The organism is Pseudomonas sp. H3_E04 (assembly GCF_054668915.1).
In genome coordinates, this window is record NZ_CP162797.1 from 764,583 (window position 1) to 786,924 (window position 22,342).

Annotated in this window: 18 protein-coding genes; 7 read left to right on the top strand and 11 right to left on the bottom strand. The window is 58.0% G+C overall.

Features of this window, described 5'->3' with window-relative positions; genetic code table 11:
• Positions 1 to 2: 2 nt before the first annotated feature.
• The 5 genes from AB4N53_RS03490 to AB4N53_RS03510 are packed head-to-tail and all read right to left on the bottom strand — an operon-like array spanning position 3 to position 4,838.
• Positions 3 to 1,025: a polysaccharide biosynthesis/export family protein gene (locus tag AB4N53_RS03490; protein ID WP_041478599.1), complete on the bottom strand. Its 1,023-nt coding sequence runs from the start codon at positions 1,023 to 1,025 to the stop codon at positions 3 to 5.
• A 21-nt stretch (positions 1,026 to 1,046) separates the two neighbouring features.
• Positions 1,047 to 1,694, bottom strand: coding sequence for a CpsD/CapB family tyrosine-protein kinase (locus AB4N53_RS03495; RefSeq protein WP_039762796.1), 648 nt, complete (start codon positions 1,692 to 1,694; stop codon positions 1,047 to 1,049).
• Positions 1,694 to 2,440: a sugar transferase gene (locus AB4N53_RS03500; RefSeq protein WP_110646483.1), complete on the bottom strand. Its 747-nt coding sequence runs from the start codon at positions 2,438 to 2,440 to the stop codon at positions 1,694 to 1,696. Before AB4N53_RS03500 ends, AB4N53_RS03495 begins: the two co-directional genes overlap by 1 nt.
• Positions 2,441 to 2,454: 14 nt before the next feature.
• A complete protein-coding gene (locus AB4N53_RS03505; RefSeq protein ID WP_460118196.1) occupies positions 2,455 to 3,489 on the bottom strand; it encodes an NAD-dependent epimerase in 1,035 nt (344 codons plus the stop codon).
• The gene (locus AB4N53_RS03510) at positions 3,486 to 4,838 is read right to left on the bottom strand and encodes a UDP-glucose dehydrogenase family protein (protein WP_460118198.1); all 1,353 of its coding nucleotides are present in this window, start codon (positions 4,836 to 4,838) and stop codon (positions 3,486 to 3,488) included. The genes AB4N53_RS03505 and AB4N53_RS03510 overlap by 4 nt, the downstream gene beginning before the upstream one ends.
• A 389-nt stretch (positions 4,839 to 5,227) precedes the next feature.
• On the opposite strand from AB4N53_RS03510, the gene AB4N53_RS03515 reads away from it, so the two are divergent.
• The 7 genes from AB4N53_RS03515 (at position 5,228) to AB4N53_RS03545 (ending at position 12,781) form a co-directional block, all read left to right on the top strand.
• Positions 5,228 to 6,925 carry a sulfatase-like hydrolase/transferase gene (locus AB4N53_RS03515; protein ID WP_460118200.1) on the top strand — a complete coding sequence of 566 codons (1,698 nt, stop codon included), beginning with the start codon at positions 5,228 to 5,230 and terminating at the stop codon, positions 6,923 to 6,925.
• A gap of 206 nt (positions 6,926 to 7,131) precedes the next feature.
• A complete protein-coding gene (locus AB4N53_RS03520) occupies positions 7,132 to 7,785 on the top strand; it encodes an ABC transporter ATP-binding protein (RefSeq protein WP_460118202.1) in 654 nt (217 codons plus the stop codon).
• The gene (locus AB4N53_RS03525; protein ID WP_460118204.1) at positions 7,785 to 10,253 is read left to right on the top strand and encodes an ABC transporter permease; all 2,469 of its coding nucleotides are present in this window, start codon (positions 7,785 to 7,787) and stop codon (positions 10,251 to 10,253) included. Before AB4N53_RS03520 ends, AB4N53_RS03525 begins: the two co-directional genes overlap by 1 nt.
• Complete coding sequence (locus tag AB4N53_RS03530; protein WP_460118206.1) at positions 10,243 to 11,310, top strand: lipocalin-like domain-containing protein; 1,068 nt, start codon at positions 10,243 to 10,245, stop codon at positions 11,308 to 11,310. Before AB4N53_RS03525 ends, AB4N53_RS03530 begins: the two co-directional genes overlap by 11 nt.
• 345 nt (positions 11,311 to 11,655) lie before the next feature.
• A complete protein-coding gene (locus AB4N53_RS03535; protein WP_016774112.1) occupies positions 11,656 to 11,898 on the top strand; it encodes a hypothetical protein in 243 nt (80 codons plus the stop codon).
• A gap of 11 nt (positions 11,899 to 11,909) precedes the next feature.
• Positions 11,910 to 12,110 (top strand): hypothetical protein, encoded by a 201-nt coding sequence (locus AB4N53_RS03540; protein WP_073474315.1) that lies wholly within the window; start codon positions 11,910 to 11,912, stop codon positions 12,108 to 12,110.
• A gap of 86 nt (positions 12,111 to 12,196) precedes the next feature.
• Entirely contained in the window at positions 12,197 to 12,781 is a 585-nt protein-coding gene (locus AB4N53_RS03545; RefSeq protein WP_460118209.1) for a hypothetical protein, read from the top strand.
• Between the two features lie 321 nt (positions 12,782 to 13,102).
• Here the strand turns inward: AB4N53_RS03545 and AB4N53_RS03550 are convergent, their stop codons facing one another.
• From AB4N53_RS03550 to AB4N53_RS03575, 6 genes are all read right to left on the bottom strand, one after another.
• On the bottom strand, positions 13,103 to 13,930 hold the full coding sequence (locus AB4N53_RS03550) for a glycosyltransferase family 2 protein (RefSeq protein ID WP_460125299.1): 828 nt from the start codon (positions 13,928 to 13,930) through the stop codon (positions 13,103 to 13,105).
• A 156-nt stretch (positions 13,931 to 14,086) separates the two neighbouring features.
• Positions 14,087 to 14,584: a hypothetical protein gene (locus tag AB4N53_RS03555; RefSeq protein WP_460118211.1), complete on the bottom strand. Its 498-nt coding sequence runs from the start codon at positions 14,582 to 14,584 to the stop codon at positions 14,087 to 14,089.
• Positions 14,585 to 14,702: 118 nt separating this feature from the next.
• The gene (locus AB4N53_RS03560; protein ID WP_460118213.1) at positions 14,703 to 15,893 is read right to left on the bottom strand and encodes a hypothetical protein; all 1,191 of its coding nucleotides are present in this window, start codon (positions 15,891 to 15,893) and stop codon (positions 14,703 to 14,705) included.
• Positions 15,886 to 19,305: a toxin VasX gene (locus tag AB4N53_RS03565; RefSeq protein ID WP_460118215.1), complete on the bottom strand. Its 3,420-nt coding sequence runs from the start codon at positions 19,303 to 19,305 to the stop codon at positions 15,886 to 15,888. Before AB4N53_RS03565 ends, AB4N53_RS03560 begins: the two co-directional genes overlap by 8 nt.
• Positions 19,302 to 20,174, bottom strand: coding sequence for a DUF4123 domain-containing protein (locus AB4N53_RS03570; RefSeq protein ID WP_460118217.1), 873 nt, complete (start codon positions 20,172 to 20,174; stop codon positions 19,302 to 19,304). Before AB4N53_RS03570 ends, AB4N53_RS03565 begins: the two co-directional genes overlap by 4 nt.
• On the bottom strand, positions 20,175 to 22,223 hold the full coding sequence (locus tag AB4N53_RS03575) for a type VI secretion system Vgr family protein (protein WP_460118219.1): 2,049 nt from the start codon (positions 22,221 to 22,223) through the stop codon (positions 20,175 to 20,177).
• Between the last annotated feature and the right edge of the window lie 119 nt (positions 22,224 to 22,342).

Genomic DNA, 22,342 nt, shown 5'->3' on the forward strand with positions numbered 1-22,342 from the left:
AGTTAGTTGTCACTGTCTTTGTTGTCGACGCGGTAGCCGAAGCTGAAACCGACGCCCTGGAACAGCACCACATCAGCCAGTTGGCGGGCGAGTTCGCCGGCGCTGGCCAGTTTGGTTTTTGGCACGTAGAGCATGTCGTCCGGTTGCAGGTAAGCGATTTGCGGGGCATCGCCGGACAGGGCTTTTTCGACGTCGTAGCGCACCGCTTTCACCTGATTGCCGTTGCGCCGCATGATCACCACCGAATCCAGCCGCGCCTTGACGTTGGTGCCGCGCGCCAGGGTCAGCGCCTCGAGCACCGACACCGGCCGGCGGATCGGATACGAGCCTGGCTGAGCGACTTCACCCAGCACGTAGATCTCGTTGCCGGCGGTGGACTTGAGCAGCACGTCCACAGTCATCCGGCCCGGCAGTTGCGCGTACTTTTTGTTGAGGAAGGTTTCCAGTTGATTGACGGTCATGCCTTGCAGCGGCACGGCGCCGATTTCCGGAAAACTCGCGTAGCCGTCAGTGCCGACAGTGATCTCGCGGCTCATGCCGGTGGCCGGGTGGTTCAACGCGCTTTTCAGGTTCTGCTCATTGCTCAGAGGGCTGATGATCTGCACGGTGAGCTGGTTGCGGTTGGGCTGGAACAGTTGTTTGCGCTGATAGACGCGCTGGATTTCCTGGCGCGCTTCTTCGCTGGTCAATCCGGCGATTTTCACCGAGGTGTTGGCGCCCGGCAGCTCGATGGTGCCGTCGGGCAGCACCAGTTGATTGCCGTTGAGCTGGCTGGCGGCGGTGAAATTCAGGCCGATCTGGTCGCCCGATTGCACGCGGTAAGCGTCCGAGCCGCTGGTGCTGATATGGAAGATCACGTCCAGCACATCCTGCGGGCGCAGGGTCTGCTCGATCTTCGGCATATCGGTCGCCTGGGCGTTGGCCGGGGAGGCGGTGAGAATATTCACCGGCATGTTCTGGGTGTCGGAAGTGCTGGAGCAGCCCGCAAGCGGCAGCAACAGCAGGACAAGCATTCTGGCGTTCATGGCGTCATCCTTTGCGTTCGCTTACAGGTTTTTGTAAAGCCATTTGGGCATGTAGTACTTGCGCCGGTTGAACACGCTGCCGACCACTTTCGCCCCAGCCTGAGTCAGGCGTTGCACAGCGGCCTGAGCGACTTCCCAGCGGGTGTCTTCGGCGCGCACGACAAACACCACGCCGTCGACCTGAGTGCTGATGACCAGGGTGTCGGCGGCGGAGTACACCGCGTCGCCGTCGATCACCACAAAGCGGTACTGGCTGCCCAACTGATCGAGCAACGGGCTCAGGCGTTCGGCGGTCAGGTGTTCCAGCGTGCGGATCGGCCGACCATTGGGCAGCACGTGGAAGGGCAGGCTCGACACCTGCACCACGCAGTCCTGCAACAACGGCGGGTTGTCCGGGTTGAACAGCAGGTCGCGCAGGCCGCGCTCCTTGCCGAGGTTCATCTGCTGGGTGAGGTTGTTCGCCGACTGACTGGCGTCGACCAGCAGCACCTGGCCGCTGCTCATCTGTGCCAGTTGACTGGCCAGTGCTACAGCGCTGGTGGTGGTGCCGGCGCCGGGGTTGGCGGCGGTCAGGAACAGAATGCGCAGATCGAGATCCAGCACGGTCGAAGTCAGATTCGATTCGCTGGGGCTGGCGATGCTCAGGCTTTTATTGGTTGAACCGTCCATTAGCTTGCTCCGTGGCCGCTGAATACTTTGAAGGGGGTTTTCAACAGAATCTTCAGATCAAGCAGAAGGCTCTGCTCGGCGATGTAGCTGAGGTCCAACTCAACGCGCTGGTCGAAGTCGATGTTGCTGCGTCCGGAGATCTGCCACAGACCGGTCATGCCGGGGTAGATCGCCAGACGCGCGAGGTGATTGTCCTTGTAGCGGTAAGCGTTGAACGAGGTCGGGCGAGGGCCGACCAGGCGCATGTCGCCGGTCACCACGTTGATCAGGTTGGGCAGCTCGTCGAGGCTGGTGCGCCGCAGAAAACTGCCGATGCCGGTGACGCGCGGGTCCTTGTCGATCTTGAAATCGATGGCGTCAGCCCCGTGTTTGTTGAGGTGGCGCAGCGACTCTTTGAGTTCTTCGGCGTTGCTGACCATGGTGCGGAACTTGAACATGCCGAACTTGCGCCCGCGATAACCGGTGCGCTTTTGCACGAACAGCACCGGCCCCGGGCTGGTGAACTTGATGGCCAGGGCCAGGCCCAGCAGCACCGGCGAGATCAGCACGAGAATCGTCAGCGCACCGAGGCAGGCGACCACCCGATTGGTCCGCGACAGCTGCCATGGGCGGCCGCCATCGCGGCCGCTGAGCCAGCCGCGACCCTGACGGTGGATCGCCGCGTCGAGGCGCATGCGATGTTCCGGGTCGACGCGCTTGTCAGGGCGCATCTGTGCAATCGACACACTTCTTTCATGTCCAGTCATGGCGTCCTCCGCATTCATTCAGCCGCAAGCGGCGCACGGGCAGTGGGGTAGTAGTCGCGGAACCAGGCGATGAAACGGCCCAGTCCTTCATCCAGTTCTATCCGGGGCTGGAATCCGGTGGCCTGGGCCAGATCGCTGGCCTCGGCGCAGGTGTTGAGCACGTCGCCCGGTTGCAGCGGCAGCAGCTCGACAATGGCTTTGCGATCGAGGTGTTTTTCCATGAGCGCGAGGTAGGTTTTCAGTGCGACCGGCTGCTGCCCGCCGATGTTGAACAGGCGCCACGGCGCCATGCTGCTGGCGGGGTCGGGCTGTTCGCGATCCCACTGCGGATTGGCTTGCGGTGGCTGATCGATGAGGCGGGCGATGCTTTCGATAATGTCGTCGATGTAGGTGAAATCGCGCTGATGCTCGCCGTAGTTGAACAGCTTCAGCGGCTCGCCTTCGCTGATCGCCCGGGCGAACTGGATCGGCGACATGTCCGGCCGTCCCCAAGGCCCGTACACGGTGAAAAAGCGCAGGCCGGTGCAGGGAATGCCGAACAGATGGCTGTAGCTGTGCGCCATCAGTTCATTGGCTTTCTTGGTCGCGGCGTACAGCGACAGCGGATGATTGACGCCATCCTTCACCGAGTAAGGGGTGTGCTGGTTGGCGCCGTACACCGAACTCGACGAGGCATAGATCAAGTGCTCGACCGGGTGATGCCGGCAGCTCTCGAGAATGTTCAGGAAACCGTTGAGATTGCTGTCCAGATACGCCCGTGGATTGTCCAGCGAATAACGCACTCCGGCCTGCGCGGCCAGATGGATCACCACTTGTGGCTGCTCGCGGGCGAACAGCGCGTCGATCGCTGAAGCGTGGGCCAGATCCACCGTGGCCAGCGGAAAATCGCCAGCCTGCTCGCGCACCCACTGCACGCGATCGTGCTTGAGCTGCGGGTCGTAGTAGTGGTTGAAATTGTCCAGGCCGACCACCGAATGTCCGTCGCGCAGCAAACGCAGGACGCAATGGGCACCAATGAAACCGGCGGCACCGGTCACCAGAATCTTCATGGCCGCAGCCCTTCAGGGGCGATGTGGCGCAGGCCGATGCCGCTGTAATGCAGGCCGGCGGCGGCAACCTGTTCCGGGTTGTAAAGGTTGCGCCCGTCGATGATCACCTTCGAGCGCAGCTTCTCGGCGAGCAGCTCGAAATCGACCACGCGGAAGTTTTTCCACTCGGTGCAGATCACCAGCGCATCGGCGTCTTCGAGGGTGTCGTCGCGGGTCGCGCACAGGTGCAGGTCATTGCGGTAGCCGTAGATGCGTCGGCACTCGGACATGGCTTCCGGATCGTAGGCCTGCACGCTGGCACCTTCGGCCCACAACGCGTCCATCAGATAACGGCTCGGAGCTTCGCGCATGTCGTCGGTGTTCGGTTTGAACGCCAGGCCCCAGACCGCAATGGATTTGCCGGCCAGGCCCTGGGGAAACTGCGCGCGCAATTTGCTGAACAGGATGTGCCGCTGGCTGTCGTTGACGTCGGTGACGCTGCGCAGCAGTTTCAGCGGCATGCCGTTGTGTTCAGCAGTGTGCAGCAGAGCCCGCAGATCCTTGGGAAAGCACGAGCCACCGAAGCCGCAGCCCGGATAAATGAAGTGGTAGCCGATGCGCGGGTCGGAGCCGATGCCCTTGCGCACCGCTTCGATATCGGCGCCGAGCAATTCGGTGAGGTTGGCCAGTTCGTTCATGAAACTGATGCGGGTGGCGAGCATCGCGTTGGCGGCGTACTTGGTCAGCTCGGCGCTACGGTTGTCCATGAACATCAGTTTTTCGTGGTTGCGGCAGAACGGCGCGTACAGCTCGCTCATCTGCTCGCGGGCAGCGTCATCGCGGGTGCCGATGATGATCCGGTCCGGGCGCATGCAATCGGCGAGGGCGCTGCCTTCCTTGAGAAATTCCGGGTTGGATACCACCCGCACCTGCAGCTCGGATTTGCCCCGTTGCAGCAATTCGCTGGTGGCCGTGGCCAGCACCTGATCGGCAGTTCCGACCGGCACCGTGGATTTGATGATCAAGGTGCGATCGGCCTCCATCAGACCGGCGATCTGCCGGGCGACGTTAAGCACATGGCTTAGATCGGCGGAACCATCTTCGTCCGCCGGGGTGCCGACGGCGATGAAAATCAGCTCGGCGTGAGTCACCGCATCACTGGCCTGGGTGCTGAACAACAAACGCCCGGCCTTGATGTTTTCTTCAAGTGTTGCGGACAGGCCTGGCTCACTGATGGGCGGTACCGCTTGTTGCAGTTGTTTGATCTTGTTCGGATCGATATCAATGCATAAAACCCGATGGCCGACATCGGCAAGTGCAGCGGCTTGTATAAGTCCGACATAGCCAGTGCCAAATACGCTCACGTCCATCTGCGCACCTCAATAAAACCAGAAAAGTTAACTACGGAATGAGATTGTTAAAGGGGTATAGCGCAGGGTTTGAAAAGCGTGTCAGCAAAATGACATGTTGCACGGGTATAACACTTGAGGCGTTTTTGGCGATTGGCCATCAAGTCATTGCTGCGATTGAATTTGTTGTTTCTTTGCAGATTTGTTCAGATTCAATTTAACCGACAGACGGTCTAAGTGCCCGAAATTAAAGGCTTTAAGCGCTGAGGGTGTGTCAGATTTGAGTCACCGTTTTTTTGACGCTTTGCCCGGTTATCAGTCATTTCTTGCGCTTTGATGGCCGGGTGCTAGTGTCAGGTTCTGACCGACAAAGCTTTGACATCTGCCCTTTTCCGATCACCGGTACCGCCATGTTCAAATACGCCAAGGAACTGCTCTTAGTTGCCTATCTATTGCTCTTTTCCGACTATTATCTGGATCGGTTAAATGCTATCGGGTGGGGTTTCAATGCACTTGTTTTTGGCGCGATGTTTTTGGCGCTTACTTTCGCGTTATATCTAAGTGCCTATATACGTCAGGCTCTCGTTCGACATGTGTTCGCAGTAACGCTGTTTGTTGCGGCGGTTTTTTTCGATGTCTATACCCGGGTCACGGCGGATTACCTGAGGTACAGCGATTTTGTCTCGCTGGTGTACTCCGGCGGCTTCATTCAGGAAGCCGCGTATCAGTACCGCGATGCGATCCTGCGCGCGGTGCTCAGTGGCTTGCTGCTTTTGTTTGGCATCGGGCTCAAGCCGCGTCATGCGCTATTCATACCCAACACATTGCGCATCTTGGCGCCCGTTTTCGGCGTACTGATGCTTAGCGCACTGCTGTTTTTACGTGCAGGCGAGGGCGCACGTGGGTTGCCGATCATGTACACGCCGCTGGCCTACCTGAACCTGTTTGCCTACGAAGCGCTGCATGACACCGTCGGCCCCCGTGAAGCGGTGACGCTCGCGCGCGCCGCGCCTGCCGTCGGCCACGACATCGTGCTGATCATTGACGAAAGCATTTCCGGCAATTACTTGGACATCAACGCGCCATTTGGCGTGCACAGCAACCTCAAGCAAGCGCCGGCCGGGGTCGATGTCTTCAACTTTGGCTACGCCGCGTCCATTGCCAATTGCAGCGCCGACACCAATGTCACCTTGCGCTACGGCGGCACCCGCGCCGATTACATGCGCATCAACAGCACGTTGCCGTCGATCTGGCAGTACGCGAAAAAGGCCGGGCTCGGCACGGTGTACATCGACGCCCAGCGCACCGCCGGCAATCTGCAGAATCTGATGACCGCCGCCGAGAAAAACGACATCGACAGTTTCGTGCAATTCAACCAGACCAGCGTACGCGACCGCGATATGGCGGCAGCGGCGAAGCTGATCGAACTGCTCAACGACGATCGCGTCGAGCTGATCGTGATCAACAAGGTCGGCGCGCATTTTCCGGTGCATGACAAATACCCGGATGCGTTCATGGCTTACCGGCCAACGCTGCCACGCGGGCAGTTCACCGAAGTCGCCGACACTGGCGAACGCACCGGTTTCAATGGCCAGCCGGATGACTGGCTGCTGTATCGCAACGCCTACAAGAACACGCTGCTGTGGAACGTTGGCGAATTTTTCGCTCGGGTATTTGCCCAGGCCAATCTGAGCAATGCGCTGCTGATCTACACCTCCGATCATGGCCAGGATCTGCACGAGCGCGGCAACCCGGGCTTGAATACCCATTGCGGCGGCGACCCGGTCGAGGAAGAGGGGCTGGTGCCGCTGGTGGTGATCCAGGGTCGTGGATTGCAGGCGCCGGACTGGGCGGCGAATCTGCCTGCAAACAAGGACCGTTCGAGCCACTACAACATCTTCCCGACACTGTTGCAGGTGATGGGTTACGACCTGGCGGGGATTGAGGCGGTGTATGGCAAACCGCTGAGCATGCCGACGGCGGATGAGTTCACCTTCAACTACCGCTTCAATGCGCGGTTGGGCGCCAAGCCTGAGTGGAAGCATATCGACCTGGGCAGCATCGTGACGCCTGAGCGGGCGCCGGCGAGTGTGGCTTCCGGGCAGTAAGATTTGAGTTGCTCGGGCGGGCCTCTTCGCGAGCAGGCTCGCTGCCACAGGGGGATCGCGTTCCAATGTGGGAGCGAGCCTGCTCGCGAAGGCGCCTGCACAGGCAACGCCACTCTGAGCTCCTGTTCAAGTGGTACGGATCACCAGCGGACAAAAACCATTCAGGGCCGCTATCCTAGGCCCAGGTTCACTGATCGGGTTTGCCCATGCTTGAGGTTCGCGACGTTTTCAAAAGCTATGCCACTCCGCAGGGATTGTTGCCGGTGCTACAAGGCGTCGACCTGACGCTGGAGGCCGGCGGCAGCCTCGCGCTGATGGGCGAATCGGGCAGTGGCAAAAGCACGCTGCTGCATTTGGTGGCGGGGCTGGACAAGGTCGACAGCGGCAGTATTCGCAGCGGCGAACATCGCCTGGAAGCCATGAGCGAAGCGCATCTGGCGAACTGGCGGCGCACGGAAATCGGTCTGGTGTTTCAGCAGTTCAACCTGATCGGCAGTTTGCGGGTGGAGGACAATCTGGCCTTTCAGGCGCGCCTGGCCGGGCGCCATGAGCCGCGCTGGCAGGCACATCTGGTGCAGCGTCTGGGTCTGGGCGATCTGCTCTCGCGGTATCCCGAGCAACTTTCCGGCGGCCAGCAGCAGCGGGTCGCATTGGGTCGGGCATTGGCCTCGCAGCCGAAATTGCTGTTGGCCGATGAACCCACCGGCAGCCTCGATGAAACGACCAGTGATGAAGTGCTGCGGCTGTTGCTGGAATTGCTCGATGACACGCCGACGACCCTGCTGATGGTCACCCACAGCCAGCGCGTGGCGGCGCGATTGGCCCAGCGTGTGGTGTTGTCGAACGGGCGGGTCGCCTGATGATCTGGCGGCAAACCTTGCGCGCGCTGCTCAGCCACTGGCGGCGCCATCCCGTGCAGTTTTTCAGTGTGCTGACCGGGCTGTGGCTGGCCACCAGTCTGCTCACTGGCGTCGAGGCGCTGAACAGTCAGGCGCGCGACAGCTACGCGCGGGCCAGCCAGATGATCGGCGGCGCACCGCAAGCCAGCCTGAGCACGCCGAATGGGGCACTGTTTCCACAGCGCTGGTTTATCGAATTGCGCCGTCAGGGCTGGCCGGTGTCGCCGGTGTTGCAGGGACGGCTAACGCTCAAGGGCCACGAAGACCAGCGCATTCAGGTGATGGGCATCGAGCCGGTGTCGCTGCCGACGGATTCCGCAGTGGCCGGGCAGGCGATGCCGATCGAGCGCATCGTCGAATTTTTCAGCCCGCCGGGCAGCACCTGGATTTCTCCGGACACCCTGCAAATGCTCGGCTTGCGCGAAGGTGATACAGCGCAAACCGCGAACGGCCAAACCCTGCCGCCGCTGCTCGCGCAGAAGGACATGGCGCCGGGCCTGTTACTGGTCGACATCGGCGTAGCGCAAAGACTGCTCGACCAACCCGAGCAATTGTCACGGCTGTTGTTGCCCAAAGATTTTCATCAGGAATTACCGGCCAGTTTCAACGACCGCTTGCAGCTCAAAAGCAGCGGCGAAGAAAACAATCTGGAGCGGTTGACCGAGAGCTTTCACCTCAATCTCGATGCCCTTGGATTTCTGTCGTTTCTCGTCGGCTTGTTCATCGTCCACGCCGCCATCGGCCTCGCACTGGAACAGCGTCGGGGCTTGCTGCGCACATTGCGCGCCTGTGGCGTCAGTGCACGAATGCTGATCGCGTGTCTGGTGCTTGAACTGGATGCGCTGGCGCTGATCGGTGGGGTGTTCGGTGTGATCAGCGGCTATTGGCTGGCCAGCGTGCTGCTGCCGGACGTCGCCGCCAGCCTGCGCGGTCTGTATGGCGCGGAAGTGGCGGGGCAGTTGCGTCTGAGTCCCTGGTGGTGGTTCAGCGGTGTCGGTCTGAGCCTGCTCGGCGCGTTGCTGGCCGGGGCCAACAGTCTGCTGCGAGCGGCGCGCCTGCCGTTGCTGGCGGTGGCCGATCCGCAGGCCTGGCATCAACAATATTCGCGCTGGTTGCGCCGGCAGGGTTGGCTGGCGATGGCACTGCTGGCGATTGCGCTGGCGGCGCTGATCTGGGGCGACAGCCTGAGCAGCGGCTTCGTGCTCATGGCCGGGCTGTTGCTCGGTGCCGCGCTGGCCTTGCCGGTGCTGCTCAGCGCGTTGTTGAACCCGTTGCTCGGGCGCAGTCGGTCGGTGCTCGGCCAATGGTTTCTCGCCGACTGCCGCCAGCAATTGCCAGCCCTGAGTCTGGCGCTGATGGCGCTACTGTTGGCGCTCGCGGCCAACATCGGCGCCGGCAGCATGACCGCCGGTTTTCGCCAGACCTTCAACGACTGGCTCGAACAACGTCTGAGCGCCGAGCTGTACATCAACCCGGCCAACCCGGCGCAGGCCCGCGAGATGCACAGTTGGCTCAAGCAGCAGTCGAATGTGAGCGCTGTGCTGCCCAACTGGCAGGTTTCGGTGACGCTGCAAGGCTGGCCAGCCGATGTCTACGGCATTATCGACCATCCGCACTATCGCCAGCATTGGCCGTTGCTCGACAGCAGTGGCAGCGATCCTTGGGGCAAACTGGCCACGGATGATGCGGTGATGCTCAGCGAACAACTGGCACGACGCCTGAAGTTGAAGCCCGGCGAGCATCTGAACATTCCCACGCCAAACGGCACGTGGTCGCCGCGCATCGTCGGCATCTACGCCGACTACGGCAATCCGAAAGGGCACGTGCTGATCAGCAGCGAGCACCTGTTGCGCGGCTGGCCGCAACTCACGCCCAACCGCTTCAATTTGCGTATCGATCCAGTGCAGATTCCGGCGCTGCTCAACGCCTTGCAGGCGCGCTTTGCGCTGGATGACAACCGCGTCGTAGACCAGGCCCGGCTCAAGGGCTGGTCGGTGCAAGTCTTCGAACGCACATTTGCTGCGACGGCAGCCTTGAACAGCCTGACCTTGGCCGTGGCTGGCGTGGCGCTGTTCATCAGCTTGCTGACGCAAAGTCAGAGTCGTCTCAGTCAACTCGCACCGCTGTGGGCCCTGGGCGTGACGCGCAATCAATTGATGCTGCTCAACCTCGGCCAGACGTGGCTGCTGGCAGTGCTGACCTTGATGCTGGCGCTGCCGCTGGGCATCGCCTTGGCGTGGTGCCTGGATGCGGTGATCAACGTGCAGGCGTTTGGCTGGCGACTGCCGTTGCGGGTGTTTCCGTTGCAGTTGTTGCAACTGATGGGCCTGGCTTTGCTCGCGACTTTACTGGCTTCGGCATGGCCGCTGTATTCGTTGTATCGCACGCAGCCGGCGGATTTGCTGAGGACGTTTGCCCATGAGGATTAACAGCGTCGTGTTGATGCTGGTGCTGCTGCTTGCTGGCTGCGATCAGCCTGCACCCGAGGACAAGGGCTTTGCCGGCATGGGCGATCAGGCGCAATCGTTCACCCCGGTAGTGCCCGGTCGGGTGTTCAGTTTCCCCGCCGATCACGGTGCACATGATGGTTTTCGCATCGAGTGGTGGTACGTCACCGCCAATCTCAAGGATCAGCGGGGCAATGACTTCGGCGTGCAATGGACGCTGTTTCGCAGCGCCCTGACACCGGTTGCCGAGCAAGCCGGGTGGGGCAATCAAACAATCTGGCTTGGCCATGCGGCGGTTACTTCGCGCTCGGTGCACCACGCCGCCGAGCGCTACGCCCGGGGCGGAGTAGGGCAGGCCGGCGTGCGGCTGGCGCCGTTCGAGGCGTGGATCGACGACTGGATGTTTGCCAGCCAAGCTCAGGATCCGTTGAGCGACATGCAACTCAGTGCTCGTGACAAGAATTTCGCTTATCAACTGCGCCTAAACTCCAGCCGCCCACTGGTGCCGCAGGGCGACAATGGCTTCAGCCAGAAATCCGAAGAAGGCCAGGCCTCGTACTACTACAGCCAACCGTTTTTTCAGGCCAGCGGCACGCTGCAGATCGACGGCCAGACCTACACCGTCAGCGGCCCGGCGTGGCTCGATCGCGAATGGAGCAGCCAACCACTCACGGCCAATCAAACGGGCTGGGACTGGTTCTCGCTGCACCTGGACAGCGGCGAACACGTGATGCTCTATCGCATGCGGCAGAAGGACGGCGCACCTTATCTGACCGGCACCTGGATCGCCGCTGACGGGCAGATTCAGACATTGCGCAGCGAGCAGATCAGCCTTGTGCCGCAGGATACGGCCAAGGTTGCTGATCGGCCGATGCCGGTGAAATGGTCAATCCGCATTCCCGACAAGAAGCTGGACATCAGCGTTGACGCGATCAATCGCAATGCCTGGATGGATTTGCGTATTCCCTACTGGGAAGGGCCGGTGAAGATCAATGGCAGCCATCCTGGCCAAGGTTATCTGGAAATGACCGGGTATTAACGACAGGCGCTGTCTCCCTGTGGGATCAATCACTCTACTCAGCCTTGCGACGTCGCCGGTGGGTCAAAATCAAAAGCAGGCGAGCTGACACTCGACCTATAGGTGAAGTGGGACTGTAGGCGCTGCCGAAGGCTGCGATCTTTTGATCTTGATCTTGCTCTTGCAGGCGTGAGCCTGCTCGCCACGGCTTTCTCAAAGATACTAATGGATAGCGGATAACCCCAATCCCTGGGGGAGCTGGCTGGCCAGCGATGGCGTCAACAAGGCCACCACTGATCAAACCGCTCGGAACTCTCCCTCCGCCAATACGCTCTACCCAGAAACCCGCCATTTTCGGACTCACTCATGAGCGACGACGTGCAACTCCCAGACCTCAACACCTGGCAACGCCTGTTCGACGATCAGACTCTTTGGCAGCAATCGCCCGACGCTCACTATTTCGATCTACAGCGCATCGCCGATGACCTGCTCGGCCAAGGCGCGATCGATCTTGAGCAATGGCAGTTGTTGCGCGCCAAAGCCGACGATCTGCACAAGCAGTCACCCGAGGTCAATGTCGCCCGCGAACTCGACGATCCCGAAGCCTGAGGACTACCGCCGTGAATACCACCATCAACCAGAACGACAACCCCGACGAACCACGCCCCGCCGGCGAAACCGAACGCGATAACGACGCCCTGCGCCCGACCGATCCCAAGCAGCGGCAGGACAGCGGCAAAGGCACACCGAGCGGCGAGTCCACCGCTCAGGAAACCGCCAAGCCACACACCCGAGGGCCGCAAACCCAAGTCAAGCCCTGAACAGCGTCTATGCTCACTGGCACGCCCGCTGCTGAAGTCGATTTGGTGGCGGGCGTCGCCATTTCATCACAGGGAAAGTAATGCATATGAAGCTCGACGCTCTGGCCAAGGCCATAACCCTCGCAACGCTGCTTTCTGCCGCCAGTTTCGGCGCACTAGCTGCCGACATTCCGTTATCCGCCGTCGTTGAGGCCGATTCCGTTACCACCAAAGTGCTCGCCGTCGACCCGGCCAATCACCAGGTCGTGCTGGAAAGCCCTGAGGGACGTCAGGTCCACGTTCAGCTCAGCGACAAAGCGAAAAACCTCGCCAATCTAAAAGTGGGGGACTTGGTGAAGATCGAAGTGCAGCGGTCTGTCGCCGCTTATCTCGATACAGATGTGGATAAAGGTCTGCCAGGCACCACCGAGCGTACCGGCGAACTGCGCAAAGCCCCAGGCAGCGATAACCCTGGCGGCGAAGCCTATCGTCAGGTTCAGGTGCAGCTGAAAATCAGCAAAATCGATTTGAAGACCAATCAGGTCACCCTCGAAAATCCATCCGGACAATCGAAGACGCTCGATGTGAAGAAGCCGGAGATTCAGGCCAAGTTGAAAGATCTGAAAGTAGGGCAAAGCGTTATTGTCACTTATACCGATATCCTGAAAGTGACCAGTCAGCACGATAGTTGAGTATTAACTCTACAAGTTTATTGCTCTTGTACAACTTTATGTATGAGAGCAATCATATAAAGTTTTTTGTAAGACAATTCTCGAGAAAAATCGGTAAAACACAGTTTTTAACTTTTCAGTTCAAAAATTTCATGTTTCCCCATGACGACATGTCCACTTGTTTGAATTAAAATCCTCGGCGTTCGCCCAGTGTCAGGGCTCTTTACCGGTGCAAGGATTGCCAGGCCGTAACACTGGGCGAACTCCACGACTTGCAAAGTTGTATACAGATTCTGCAAACAAAAAGGGCGACTTTGCAGTCGCCCTTTTTGTTGTTTTCGATTAGGTGGAAGCTTGCATGCCCGCTTTGCCGTGCTGCCCCTGTAAGCGCTTGAGTGTCTGCTGGTACATTTTTGTACGGCGATGATCCTTGCCATACGTGCCTGCCGCCGCGACGGTGCCGGCCTGGATGTGATCAAGGTAGCGGAAGATCTTCCGCGGCGAGAGAAACCTGACGCCATAGCCCAACCCGACCATTCGATCCTGAAGCGTGTAACCCGGCACCTCCTGATCCATGCAGAAGTGCAAACCCAGCGACTTCATCAAACGCGCATTCCACAGCGTGCAGAAACTTTTCAGATGCGTTTCTTTATACGGGCGTGGCGGTTTCGAACGCAAGCCGAAATGAACTTTTAGCCGACGAACATGATGTTTGCAGAATCGCGAAGTTAACCGCCAGGTATCTCGCAGCCACCCACGATCAAGTTGCTCAACACAACCCACCGCCGCCATGTCCGCACTTTTCGTGCATTCGCGCATCATCATCGCGAACACTTCCATGTCGTAGACAAAGGTGTCGGTGTGCAGCAGAAACAAGTAATCGGTCTCAACTTTCGCCAAGGCCAGATCCAGCGCCTTGCCATGGGCAATATGCCCCATTTCCTTGCCCGGCGACGGCCGCTCAATCAGATTGATCCAGTCCAGCGAACGCAAGTAATCAAGGCTGGCATCCGCCGAATCGTTGTCTACCACCCACACTGGAATGCCCTGCGCCTGGACATGCTCGCGCAACAGCTCCAGACACATGCGGGTAATGTCCGGGGTTTTGTAATTGACCAGAACGAGGCTGAAGTTGGAATGCGGCAGGGTAGGCAGATCAAAGGCTTTCATGTCGGAGGGACTCATCCACGGCTCAAGACGACAGGTTGATGAGCCGGGATGCTAGCGAGGGAAGCTTAGGTGAAGCTTAATTTGGGAGGGGGGCACCTGCGGGAATATGACGACGTATATGGTTGGAGATGACTGCCGGACCTCTCCATGCGATTGTCAGGTTCCGAAGTAAAGCTCATCCAGTTGGCGCTTGCGGATTGCCAGATATTCTTCCCATACCTTGGGAAAGTCCTCATCTCGGGTTAGCGGAAAAGTCAGGTAGATGTGTTTTCCGACAACACTGACGTACTGGCGTGCACGTTTGAAGGTCGGCTGTTCGTATAGTGCAAGGCTTTCGTAGTAAGCGTCGTGATGGTGGCGAATCGTTACTCGATGAGGGGCAATCATCCCTCGCGCAAAATCGATCACCCAGACGCCGTCTACGGCCGTATGCAAACAGCCGTAAACACCATCGACCGAGAGCAGGATGCAAGTGTTGGCTTGGTTGCCATCCTCGTCGTTCGCTAAAACAATCTGGTCTGCGAAGTATTTGATCGTCTGGTTATCCGGACCCTGTAGAAGCAAGCCCCAGCCCTCGACGCCCATGCGAAACTCGCCGATGTTTTGAAAGGTTGCGGTCCATTGATTGGCAAGTGTTATCTGACGGGTATTCATTGGGTTTTCAGACTCGAGATTTCCGACTTATGGTGTCGGATAAACCGAAAAAAATCGGCTTTACGTTTTAACAGATGTTAAAAATCCAAAGAAATAGACGAACTTGGTTGCTCACATTTCATCCATGCAAACCCGCCGCTTTGCACGCTTCGACGAACGTGGTGCCTTTTTTGTCCATGGCCGTCTTGACCATTTGATTGGCTTTCACGAATGCAGCGGTGGGCTTGGCCCATTGCTCTGGTGGCAACGGCTCAGACCATGTTTGCACTTGCTCCGGAAGGGTAGGCCGCCCTTTGCGATGCGCCCATTCGGCTAGCATGTAAGGCATCTTCCAGAAGCTCAGCACGCGCCACATGTACCAGCGGCGCAACGGCCAGTAGGATTTTTTCGAGTAACCGTAATGCTCGCGCTGCTCGGGCGTCAGTTCGTCACCACCCTCGTCCAGCGACCCCATCGCGCGTGCGTCTTCGCGTTCGATCTCGAAAGTGTGTAGGCCTTCGTACGGTTTGAGCCGATCACCGGATGGAGTCAAACCCAGTGCCTTGAGCATCGGGTTTGGAGCATCTACCAACTGACCGTCTTCCATGTAATTACGAATTGACGTCCACATCCCTAAAGCATGTGCATCGCTGGGTTGTGGTAGCAGGAGGAATTGCACTTTGTCCTGCTCCTCATCCTCCAGACCCATGCCGAACGTGTACTGGCGAGTAGCGCCATAACTGGTGACGCCCTGAGTGTTGGAGACCCAGGCGACTACGCTTTCCCAAGGTACGATGAGGGCGCGGCGGGTTTTGCTGTCGACGTAGCAGACTTCGCGGCGTTGGCGGTTGAAGCGGACGGGGTAGGTTTTTGCGGATGAGTAGACACTTGAGATCATTCCGTAGACGTAAGCGCCTATCGGAAGAAAGGAGAGTAGGGAAATACTTATGGATACTTGAATAAAACCGAATAGTTCGCGCCACGGATCACTAAAGTGCTCGGGGTAAAAAATCACTCCGTAAGCAATCACAAGGCTTGGCATTATGAACGCCAGAAATATGGGGAACCATAGTCCTGCCGCTAATATTTTTCCCTGCTCAACGGTCCCCCAGTTACTCCCACCTAGCTCTAAGAATGTGTCATTCACCTCCGAAAAATTTCTACGAGAGGACTGCGTCTGTCCTGTGTAAACGGGCAATGGCGAGAGAAATAGAGTTTCATTCAACCCGCTATTCCGGATTTCCCCCGCGTTTGGGCGCTTGCTGCGTATATCTGGTGCGGCTTCGGTCGATACGATTTTATCTTTGCGCTTCAAAAGGCTCTTAAACATCGACAGTCGCCAGGTCTTCTTGTTTGAACAAAATGAATTGAGATTTATTTATGCCATTCGGCAATGTGTCTACGGACTCTACCTTAAAGACACCTCGCGTTGGGGTGCGTTTATATGATGCGCCAGTGATATGCAGGTCACGAAGTACAAAACAGGTTTCGTGCATGATGTCGCGCTCGGCTTCCAATTGATAGGCGATGTTCAGCGCCAAGGCAAAATCGGTGGTTTGTAGCGAGTCACTTATCGGCAGGTGGAGTGTCAATGCCTCGTTGCTTTTGCTAACCACAACAAAGCGGGTGACCCAAGCGGACGAGCGTTCCTGCCACCTTAACGGGAACGGACCTGGCGCATATCCAATATTTTTTGGAGTGTCGCGATACTGCTCGTACGCTTTCAACTGTAATTTGCGAGTGTCCATTTCCTGTGTGCTCACACCAGGAACTACCAGTTTCAAATAGGTCTTTTTGGCATCGCGGATCATTTCGCAGGTAGGTTTTTGCACAACTTTTGCCAATTCGTTCCACTCATCCTGTGCGGTACGGTTTTCGGTCTTGTTCCCCCAAGCGCTGCTCCGCATCCACTTTTGCAGGTCGTCCAGATTGAAGTAGTTGTAAAGGCCTTCCCCTACCAATTGCAGGGCGGTAGCGATCAAACCTATTAGATTTGCGCGCGCGCCTATCGCTAAAAGTCGAGGGCTGGCTTCAGCCCATGCCAATGCACGTAGTTCAGTCGGTGTCTTCATGATGTTCTTCACGACTGAGCCGGTGTGTTTGGCCGCCCAAGTGTTGGTACCGACTAGCATGGTGTCACCGCTTATCTGCAGTGTGGTGGCGCCCAAGGCTTTGTAATCGCCTTCCGCTAACGCTTTACCCCACTGCAATGAGTGTTTTCCTAAGTCTAGCGATGCAACTACGCCACCTGATACGAATGCCCAAAATCCCGCGATTCCGGTCCATCGTCCCAGTCGGCTCATTGTATTCAGTTTACCTCCAACGCTTTCCATCTGTTCGATATGAGACTGAAAGATGGTTACTGAAAGGCCTTGAACTGTTGCAAAGCCAGCTGCTGTCATACCTACGAATGATTCGGTGAAAGCTATTTTGTCACTTAGTGAACGATTTTCTTTTTTTACAAAGGTATTCAGCGATTCAATAAACTTCTGTCCCTGAATCACAAACAACGCAAACGCAATCCCATCCCCCTTCGACTTCATGACCCCTGCGAGCGGCTTATTGAACGTCCCTGTAGCCCGGAAGTCTCGTACGGTCCGGCCCAACTCTGCCCGCAATTGCGGATCCAGACCATCGATGACCGTGCCGATTTTTGCTGGGCTGTCTCCGCCTACCGTCAACGCGTCGCAGAGCCTCTGTTCCAAAGGTAACAGCGAATTTTTGATTTGGGCAATTCGTTGGTTGTACTGCGTTTCGCTGCCCGGCATGGCGGAGCCGGTGGTTTGCCGGGACAATTCGCGATTGCGCAGCTTGTAGGTTTCCTTCAGCTGGCCGCGCAGGTCCAACGCCTGATCTCGGGCAAGGTTGAAGGCGTTGATTTCGGCGGCAGACGCTGCACGCAATGTCAGCCCTTGCCGGGAAAACTCTCGCAGTAACTGTAAACGCGCAGGCGCTCCGATTTCGCGAATGTAGCTGTTGGGGTCGACGGTTTGTGCACGCGCGAAGGTTACGTGAGCTTTGTCCAACTGATCGGCAATTTTCATCTGTCGAGCCGGGTTATAGGCCTCGTCCAGCAAGCTTTGCATGCCCATGAACTGGGTGTTCAGTTTGGCGTAGTTGGGCAGGCGCTCGGTCATCAGACTGTGGAACTGATTGGTCAGGACGTTGACGTTGGCCAGGTTTTCCTTGGCGGAGATCACGTTGATCGAGAAACTGCTCAAGTCCGCGAGTTTTTTTGCTACGTCGACTTGTGCGGCCAGAGTCAGCGTGTCCAGCCCAGGTACGACGGTCAGCAGATTGGCTTCCATGTAAGCCGCAAGTTTCGCGACGGCCTTCGGGTCAGCACACATAGCGGCGACACAGACGAATTCAGTCTCCAGACGATGCTTGATTTGCGCATCGAGCTTGAAATCGTAGTACCAGGCGGCTCCGTGGAAGTAGCCACTGGTAAACATCTTCAGGCGGTCATCACGAATGTTCTTCAACCGTCCGTGCCAGTGACTCAGCAGTATTTGCTGTTTGAGGAGAAATGCCTCCATCTCCGGTCGGTTAACCAAGTCATCGACGCCACGCTGACCGAGCTCCTTGCCATGCAAGGCGTACCAGCTTTGCAGGCTCAGTTTATTCAAGGTGTCTTGATGTTTACGGTATAACGGATTGCCAAGCGAATCCGTCATGTCCATATACGCACGGGCATAAGGATCCTTTTCAGCCATTTTTCGCCAGTGCGCTTCGTCTCCATAGATCCCCGGATCTCTGTTATCCCGGCGAACCTTCAGATACTCATAAATCTTGTTCTGCTGCTCTTCGTTGGTGTCATCTTTCAACGACTTGATATCAGGGTCTGTTTTGCTCAGAGCGTCAAGTCGGGGCCCATTGACGTCGTAGAGCGACTGTATGTAAGAGCCAGTAAGGTATTCAGCCTGGCATCGTTCATCAGCACTCCATTGTTCAATCCAGTCAGCCACTTTCAACTGCGCACTGGCCAGATCACGCATCACGCCAATGTCGTCTCGTAGCACCAGAAACAGGTAGTCGTTCTTGTACGGGCCTTGCACGTTACTGGTCAGACTTTCAATGGTGGTTTGCTTGAAGAGTGGCTGATCCTCCCAGTGATAAGCCACGCTTTCCTGCTGATTCGAACCCTCTGGTTTGGCATCGGATCGAGACTGATCCTCCTTGACCTCGGCCAGCCAGCTCTCCGCCTGCTGCTTACTCAGCAAATGCTCGCCACTCTTTTCAGGGCAGGCGCTTGTCAACTCGAGCTGCTGCATCAAGCGTTTGCGCTCATCCTTGGAGTTGAGCACTTGCGAGCATTTGAAAGCTGTCCACTGAATCTCGGAATAACTGGCGTAAAGCGTGTGAGATCGAGTGAAAATCAGATGCGGTTCCCCGACTGAACTGGTCCGAGTGTCGGCCGATACTTCCTGACTGTTCCACAGCAGCTTGGTGATCTGGCCTTTCTCGATCCGGTATTCGTGCAAGTAACCGGTGGTGCCATTGATGATGTACAGATACCCATCGCGCAGCAAACGAATGCCCAGCGGCTGGCTTTTGGTTTTGTACGGCATGGACACCTCGGCAGCTGGATCGAGATGTTGGACCAGGCCATAGCGCAGAGGCAACAGTTGCACCTTCTTGTTCATCAACGGGCACACACCCATCGGCACTCGGGTGTCTTTCGCCGGCTTGGCCATTGCGGCGGTGTTGGCGCTGGGTTTAGGCGGTTGTTGAGTCGTCACGATTGGCTTCCTTGTCGATCGGCGGCACGGCGTTCGGCCAGTTCTGCAGCGCGCTCAACGCGTTTCAATGGTGCTTCAGACGTCGATTGCGCGAGTAGCTGAACGATGTCGGGGTGATCAGTGACCGGCTCACCAGCGAGATAACCGAAAACGTTCGCATAGAGGGTGATTTCCTGTTCAGAAGCGAAACCCTTTTGATAGGCATCATCCGCGAGTGCTTGCGCATAGGGCCGACGATCTTCAGATGCAAAAGTCGCTATGAAGTCCGCAAAGTACGTATGCAAATGCTCATTTAGATCAGATATGAAGTTACGAAATTCTACTTCGCCCAACGCAGTGAGTTCTTCATCCGTCAAACGATAGGTCTCGGGTTCGGCTATAGCGGGTCGGGGGCAAATGTGTTGATGCCAGTTGATGCCAACTCCGTCCGGCAGGCAGACATGGCTGACCGGTCCGAACCATTTCGCGCTGCCCTTTTTTTCTGCCAATGCAAACAGCTGGTGCATGACCGCAGGGTCGGCAATACGGGGCATGACTTCTATGCCACTCGGGTGCTTCACGCTCAGCAAGTGACGCCAATGGCCCCACAACGAATGCGCATCTGCGTCGCTGAACAGCAGATAACCCCACTCCTCAGCCGCATGTTCTCTGAAGTACGCCAAGAGCGGATCGCTGGCACCTTTAAGCTCGATCAGGTAGGGCGAAATATCTGACAACTCCTGCCAGCGAGTGGACTGATACAGGCTGTAGGCCTGGTTATCCCACTGAAACAATTGCTGCGCGAGATTTGGAACACTGACGCCATCCAGCAGCAAATAAGCTGGGGTTTCCCATGGCAGATCAATCGGAAGTGGCGGTAGCTCGATCATTTACTGTAACTCCCTTTGCGCAGCCTGTTTGGCGGCTTCGCACACCGCACAAATCGGCTTCTTCTGCATCAACGCCTGCCGCTGCGCTGGCACCAGCAACTGCCCGGCTTTATCCGTATCAGCTTGCTTCAACGGCCCCGGCATCAACGGCGCAGCACCAGTCCCACTGCCGGGGCTGCCACCAGAGTTCATGTTGATCACCGGCCCGCTCATGGTCACGCCGCCGGCGTCGATCTTGATGAAGCTGCCGCCGCCGACCAGCGTGAGTTCGGCGCCGGCTTCCATCACCACTTTCATGCCGCTGCTCAGGTGGATTTCCTGGCCTGCGTCGATAAACTGGCCCGTGCCGATCTTGATGTGCTGATTCACACCGACGGTGAGGTGGTCGTTGGCGCGGGTTTCGACTTTGCGGTCGGCGTAGACGGTGTGGTGTTCTTCGGCTTTGAATTCGCTGTAGCTGTTTTGCTCGACGGTGTCGTGGCGTTCGTTGCCGACGCGGATTTTCTGGTCGTGCTCGATGTTTTCGTCCCAGTCGCGCTGGGCGTGCAGGTAGATCTGTTCCTGGCCTTTCTTGTCTTCGATGCGCAGTTCGTTGTAGCCGCCGCCACCCATCGAACTCAGGGTTTTAAAGGTGCTGCGGGTCTTGTTCGCCGGCAGTGGATAGGGAACGGTGTTTTCCTTGTGGTACAGGCAGCCGCTGATCAGCGGTTGATCGGGGTCGCCTTCAAGGAAGGTGACCAGCACTTCCATGCCGATGCGCGGGATGGCGATGCCGCCGTACTGGGCGCCGGCCCAGGCGCTGGAGACGCGCAGCCAGCAGCTGGTCTTGTCGTCGGCCTGGCCTTCGCGGTCCCAGTGGAACTGGACTTTGACCCGGCCGTATTCGTCGCAGTGGATTTCTTCACCTTTCGGGCCGGTGACCACTGCGCTCTGGCTGCCGAGGATGCGCGGTTTCGGGTGGCGCAGCGGCGGGCGGTTGGGCACATCCCACGGCGTGGCCTGGAAGCGGTTGCGGTAGCCCTGGTGGAAATCGTCTTTCAGCGCGGTGGTGTCGCTGGTCACCGACTCCTCGAGCACTTGCGGCTGCTTGCCTTCGTGCAGGACTTCAGTGAGCAGCCAGAGGTCGTTCCACTTGGCTTTCGGGTGTTCGGTCAGGGCAAGGAAATGGCCGCTGACCAGCAATGGCTGATCGCTCTTGCCTTCGGCGAGTTGGAAGTCACTGCGATGGCGTTCGAGGGCACGTTTGGCCAGGTGCTTGCCGCGCTCGCGGTCGATGAAGCGGCCCGGGTAATCGTAGTCTTCGAGGTCGGGCAGGGCGTCGCCACGGCTTTCGCTTTCCAGGGTCAGGCGCGGTTTTTCGAAGTCGTAGTCGCGACGGGTGGTGCGGCTGGTGCGGGTTTCCAGGCGCAGGTCGAAACGTTTGATCACCGGGTTGCTGGCGACCATGCCGGAGTCTTGCTGATAGGGCACAGGCGCGAGTTTCGGAAACACCGTCTGGTCATCGCCGAACACGAGCTTGTGCGCCGTGGCGCTGTGCTGGAAGTGGAAATGAATGCCTTCTTCTTCGCACAGGCGCTGGATGAAGTGCAGATCCGACTCGTCGTATTGCACGCAGTAGATGCGCTCGGGATAGATCGAGCCGGTCTTGAATTCGTAGGCGTTGCCTTGAATGCCGTGCTCTTCCAGCACCATGCCGATGATCTTCGGCACGCTGAGGTTCTGGAAGATGCGCTGGTTGATGCGGTGCGCCAGATACGCCAGTTGTGGGCGCAGCGTCACCGAATAACGGGTCAGACGCTTGCCGGAATCGCCTTGTGCGGCGCGGTAGATCTGGCCATGGATGCCGCTGCCGTCAGGCGACAGTTGCAGGAAGGCCGGTTTGTGCAGCAGGGTTTCGAGGTCCAGCGACGGCTGCTCACTGACCAGCTCCACCTCAAAGACAAAAGGCTGGCTGATGGCTTCCCGGCCTTGCAGGGTGAATACCTGAAAGTCAGCGGAAAGCCCTTCGATGGTCAGGGCAAAGTGGGTTTCATTGGCCGGCGCGAACATCCCTTGTTCCTCGTGCTGTACAGCGGCGCTCGTCGACGACCGCAAAAAAGCGGCTCAACGTACGCGAAATTCTGGAGGGGCGTAAACAACATCGACCAGCAGAGCTGGCCGATGCGTGT

Excerpts from the sequence above, each read along its gene's own strand:
- AB4N53_RS03490 (WP_041478599.1), bottom strand. The coding sequence starts at position 1,025 with ATGAACGCCAGAATGCTTGTCCTGCTGTTGCTGCCGCTTGCGGGCTGC.
- AB4N53_RS03575 (WP_460118219.1), bottom strand. The coding sequence starts at position 22,223 with ATGTTCGCGCCGGCCAATGAAACCCACTTTGCCCTGACCATCGAAGGG.
- AB4N53_RS03560 (WP_460118213.1), bottom strand. The coding sequence starts at position 15,893 with ATGTTTAAGAGCCTTTTGAAGCGCAAAGATAAAATCGTATCGACCGAA.
- AB4N53_RS03525 (WP_460118204.1), top strand. The coding sequence starts at position 7,785 with ATGATCTGGCGGCAAACCTTGCGCGCGCTGCTCAGCCACTGGCGGCGC.
- AB4N53_RS03520 (WP_460118202.1), top strand. The coding sequence starts at position 7,132 with ATGCTTGAGGTTCGCGACGTTTTCAAAAGCTATGCCACTCCGCAGGGA.
- AB4N53_RS03535 (WP_016774112.1), top strand. The coding sequence starts at position 11,656 with ATGAGCGACGACGTGCAACTCCCAGACCTCAACACCTGGCAACGCCTG.
- AB4N53_RS03550 (WP_460125299.1), bottom strand. The coding sequence starts at position 13,930 with ATGAAAGCCTTTGATCTGCCTACCCTGCCGCATTCCAACTTCAGCCTC.
- AB4N53_RS03505 (WP_460118196.1), bottom strand. The coding sequence starts at position 3,489 with ATGAAGATTCTGGTGACCGGTGCCGCCGGTTTCATTGGTGCCCATTGC.
- AB4N53_RS03545 (WP_460118209.1), top strand. The coding sequence starts at position 12,197 with ATGAAGCTCGACGCTCTGGCCAAGGCCATAACCCTCGCAACGCTGCTT.
- AB4N53_RS03555 (WP_460118211.1), bottom strand. The coding sequence starts at position 14,584 with ATGAATACCCGTCAGATAACACTTGCCAATCAATGGACCGCAACCTTT.
- AB4N53_RS03515 (WP_460118200.1), top strand. The coding sequence starts at position 5,228 with ATGTTCAAATACGCCAAGGAACTGCTCTTAGTTGCCTATCTATTGCTC.
- AB4N53_RS03500 (WP_110646483.1), bottom strand. The coding sequence starts at position 2,440 with ATGACTGGACATGAAAGAAGTGTGTCGATTGCACAGATGCGCCCTGAC.
- AB4N53_RS03570 (WP_460118217.1), bottom strand. The coding sequence starts at position 20,174 with ATGATCGAGCTACCGCCACTTCCGATTGATCTGCCATGGGAAACCCCA.
- AB4N53_RS03495 (WP_039762796.1), bottom strand. The coding sequence starts at position 1,694 with ATGGACGGTTCAACCAATAAAAGCCTGAGCATCGCCAGCCCCAGCGAA.
- AB4N53_RS03530 (WP_460118206.1), top strand. The coding sequence starts at position 10,243 with ATGAGGATTAACAGCGTCGTGTTGATGCTGGTGCTGCTGCTTGCTGGC.
- AB4N53_RS03510 (WP_460118198.1), bottom strand. The coding sequence starts at position 4,838 with ATGGACGTGAGCGTATTTGGCACTGGCTATGTCGGACTTATACAAGCC.